Origin of the sequence: Rhodoferax sp., assembly GCF_039922535.1 — a bacterium.
Lineage (GTDB): Bacteria > Pseudomonadota > Gammaproteobacteria > Burkholderiales > Burkholderiaceae_C > Rhodoferax_B.
Map to the genome: position 1 here is coordinate 1 of NZ_JBDTEM010000128.1, position 2,813 is coordinate 2,813.

The 2,813-nt window shown below is 66.2% G+C and carries 4 protein-coding genes; all 4 read left to right on the top strand.

Annotated features, from left to right (window positions below):
* A partial coding sequence (locus ABI213_RS06200) for a GDSL-type esterase/lipase family protein (RefSeq protein WP_348026430.1) occupies positions 1-612 on the top strand: 612 nt, incomplete at its 5' end.
* A gap of 9 nt (positions 613-621) precedes the next feature.
* Positions 622-1,575, top strand: a complete 954-nt coding sequence (locus ABI213_RS06205; protein ID WP_348006045.1) for an L-carnitine dehydrogenase — start codon at positions 622-624, stop codon at positions 1,573-1,575.
* Complete coding sequence (locus tag ABI213_RS06210; protein WP_348006046.1) at positions 1,565-2,050, top strand: thioesterase family protein; 486 nt, start codon at positions 1,565-1,567, stop codon at positions 2,048-2,050. Before ABI213_RS06205 ends, ABI213_RS06210 begins: the two co-directional genes overlap by 11 nt.
* A 105-nt stretch (positions 2,051-2,155) precedes the next feature.
* Positions 2,156-2,813: translesion DNA synthesis-associated protein ImuA (imuA, locus tag ABI213_RS06215; protein WP_348026431.1), on the top strand; the 658-nt coding region annotated here is incomplete at its 3' end.

The window sequence follows — 2,813 nt, forward strand, 5'->3', positions numbered from 1 at the left end:
TACCCGGCTAACGACCACCGCATCTGCTTCATCGGCGATTCGATGACGCAGGGCACCAGCGATCCCACCTGCCTGGGTTGGCCGGGCCGTGTCAGCGCGGCGGCCTGGGCCAAGGGCTACGCCCTGACCGCCCACAACCTGGGCATCCGTGGCGACACCAGCCAGGGCGTTGCGGCGCGTTGGCAGGCCGAGTCGGCGGTGCGTCTGCAGGCGGAATGCCACAAATACCTGGTGTTTTCATTCGGTGCCAACGACATGACCCCGCAAGGAGACGGGCTGCGGGTGGCGGTGGTGCAGAGTGTGGCGCTCTTCACCCGGATCGTCTCCGAGGCCCAGGCGCTGTACCCCACCGTGGTGCTGGGCCCGTTCCCGGTCGGCGAAGCCGCGCAGGATGCCCGCATCCTGGACCTGTGTCCGCTGTACGCCGAACACGCCCAGGCTCTGGGCGTGCCATACCTGCCGGTGGCCCGCCTGCTGCTGGACAGTGCGCTCTGGCGGGCCGACGTGGCTGCCAGCGACGGCTGCCATCCGGGTGCGGCGGGCTACCAACGGGTGGCCGACCAGGTACTGGCTTGGCCTGCCTGGTGGTTCAACACATCCACAACTTCTTAAATTTTTAATATGACTATCACCACCACCATCAAAACTTTCGCGGCCTTGGGCGTAGGCGTTATCGGCAGCGGCTGGGTCGCACGCGCACTGGCCCACGGGCTGGATGTCGTCGCCTGGGACCCGGCTGCCGGGGCTGAACAGCAGCTGCGCGCCAATGTGGCCAATGCCTGGCCCGCGCTGGAGCGACTGGGCTTGGCTGCAGGTGCCTCCATGGAGCGCCTGCGCTTCGTCGCCACGGTGGCGGAATGCGTGCAGCACGCCGACTTCATCCAGGAAAGTGCCCCTGAGCGGCAAGATCTCAAACTGTCCCTGCACGCACAGATCAGCGCAGCGGCCCGGCCCGATGCCATCATCGCCTCGTCCACCTCGGGCCTGTTGCCCACCGACTTTTATGCCAACGCCACGCACCCCGAGCGTTGCGTGGTCGGCCACCCGTTTAACCCGGTGTACCTGCTGCCCTTGGTAGAAGTGGTGGGCGGTGAAAAAACCTCGGCCGAAGCCATTGCTGCTGCTATCAAAATCTATAGCGCACTAGGCATGCGGCCCCTGCACGTACGCAAGGAAATCCCCGGATTTATCGCCGACCGCCTGCTGGAAGCCGTGTGGCGCGAGGCGCTGCACCTGGTCAACGACGGCGTGGCCACCACCGGTGAGATCGACGACGCCATCCGTTATGGCGCAGGCATTCGCTGGTCGTTCATGGGTACGTTTTTGACCTATACCCTGGCCGGGGGCGATGCCGGCATGCGGCACTTCATGGCGCAGTTTGGTCCGGCCCTGGAGCTGCCCTGGACCAAGCTGGTCGCGCCCAAGCTGACCGATGCCCTGATCGACAGCGTGGTGGACGGCACCACCGCCCAGCTCGGCACACACAGCATCAAGCAGCTAGAGCGCTACCGCGACGATGCCATTCTCAGCGTGATGGCCGCCGTAGATGCTGCCAAAGCCCGCCATGGTGTCTGATCCCCTGTACGCCACCGTGGTGCCGCCCGAGTGGGTGGACTACAACGGCCACCTGCGTGATGCCTATTACGGGCTGATTTGCAGCTACGCCACCGACGCGCTGATGGACCAGATCGGCCTGGACGCAGCGGGCCGTGCGCGGACCGACGGCTCTTTGTTCACGCTGGAAAGCCACATCCACTACCTGCATGAAGTGAAGCTGGGGGCGCAAGTGCAGGTGCAACTGCAGTTGCTGGGCTTTGATGCCAAGCGCCTGCATATTGTCCTCAGCCTGGTGCTGCCGGGCAGGGCAGAGCCGGTGGCAGTGTGCGAGCAGATGCTGCTGCATGTGGATGTGCGCGGCCCCCGGTCGGCGGTGTTCCCTGCCGACGTGCGGGCCCAGGTGCAGAGCATCGCGGCGGCGCAGGGGACGCTGCCTGTGCCTGCCCTTGTCGGCCGGGTGATGCGGCTACCGGTAGCACGGCCCGCAGGCTAAACCGACTCAGCATTCGCACACGTAGCAGCGGGGTCAGTGTGTTTTGCGTATACTGTTTATATAAACAGTATATTGATGCATATGCAAGCCCAACCCGCAGCGCCTGTGCCGCCCCTACGCTCCCCACGGATGGTCGGCCCGCTGCCCCCCGCAGTGGCCGCCGCCGTCTGGCGGGGCTCCGAGCTAGGCTCTGTCGTGTCCTCGGTGGTGTCTTCCGGATGGGCATTGCTGGACCACGAGTTGCCCGGCGGCGGCTGGCCCTGTCATGCGCTGGCCGAGGTGCTGAGCCCACAGCCTGCCGTACTGGAATGGCGGCTGCTGGGACCGGCGTTGCGCCAGGTGGTTGCCAAAGGGGGGCAGGTGGTGGTGGTCGGTCCACCCCGACAGCCGCATCTTCCGGGCCTTGTGCATGAGGGCTTGGACCCGGCTCAACTGGTGTGGATACAGGCCGATACCCCCGCCGAGCGGCTGTGGGTGACCGAGCAACTCATCAAGTCCGGCTCGGCCGGTGCCCTGGTCGCCTGGGTGCCGCAGGTGCGGCAAGAGCAGATTCGCCGTCTGCAGGTCGGTGCGCAAAGCGGCGCGGGTCTGGTGTTTTTGTGCCGTCCCGAAGCCGCGCAACATGAGGCATCGGCCGCCCCGCTGCGGGTACATGCCCGCTTCGGCCTGGATTGGGAGCTGCACGTGCAGGTGTTCAAGCGCCGCGGCCCGGTGCATGCGGGCCTGGTCACGCTGCCCTCGGTACCCGGGGGACTGGCATCGG

Excerpts from the sequence above, each read along its gene's own strand:
- ABI213_RS06205 (WP_348006045.1), top strand. The coding sequence starts at position 622 with ATGACTATCACCACCACCATCAAAACTTTCGCGGCCTTGGGCGTAGGC.
- ABI213_RS06210 (WP_348006046.1), top strand. The coding sequence starts at position 1,565 with ATGGTGTCTGATCCCCTGTACGCCACCGTGGTGCCGCCCGAGTGGGTG.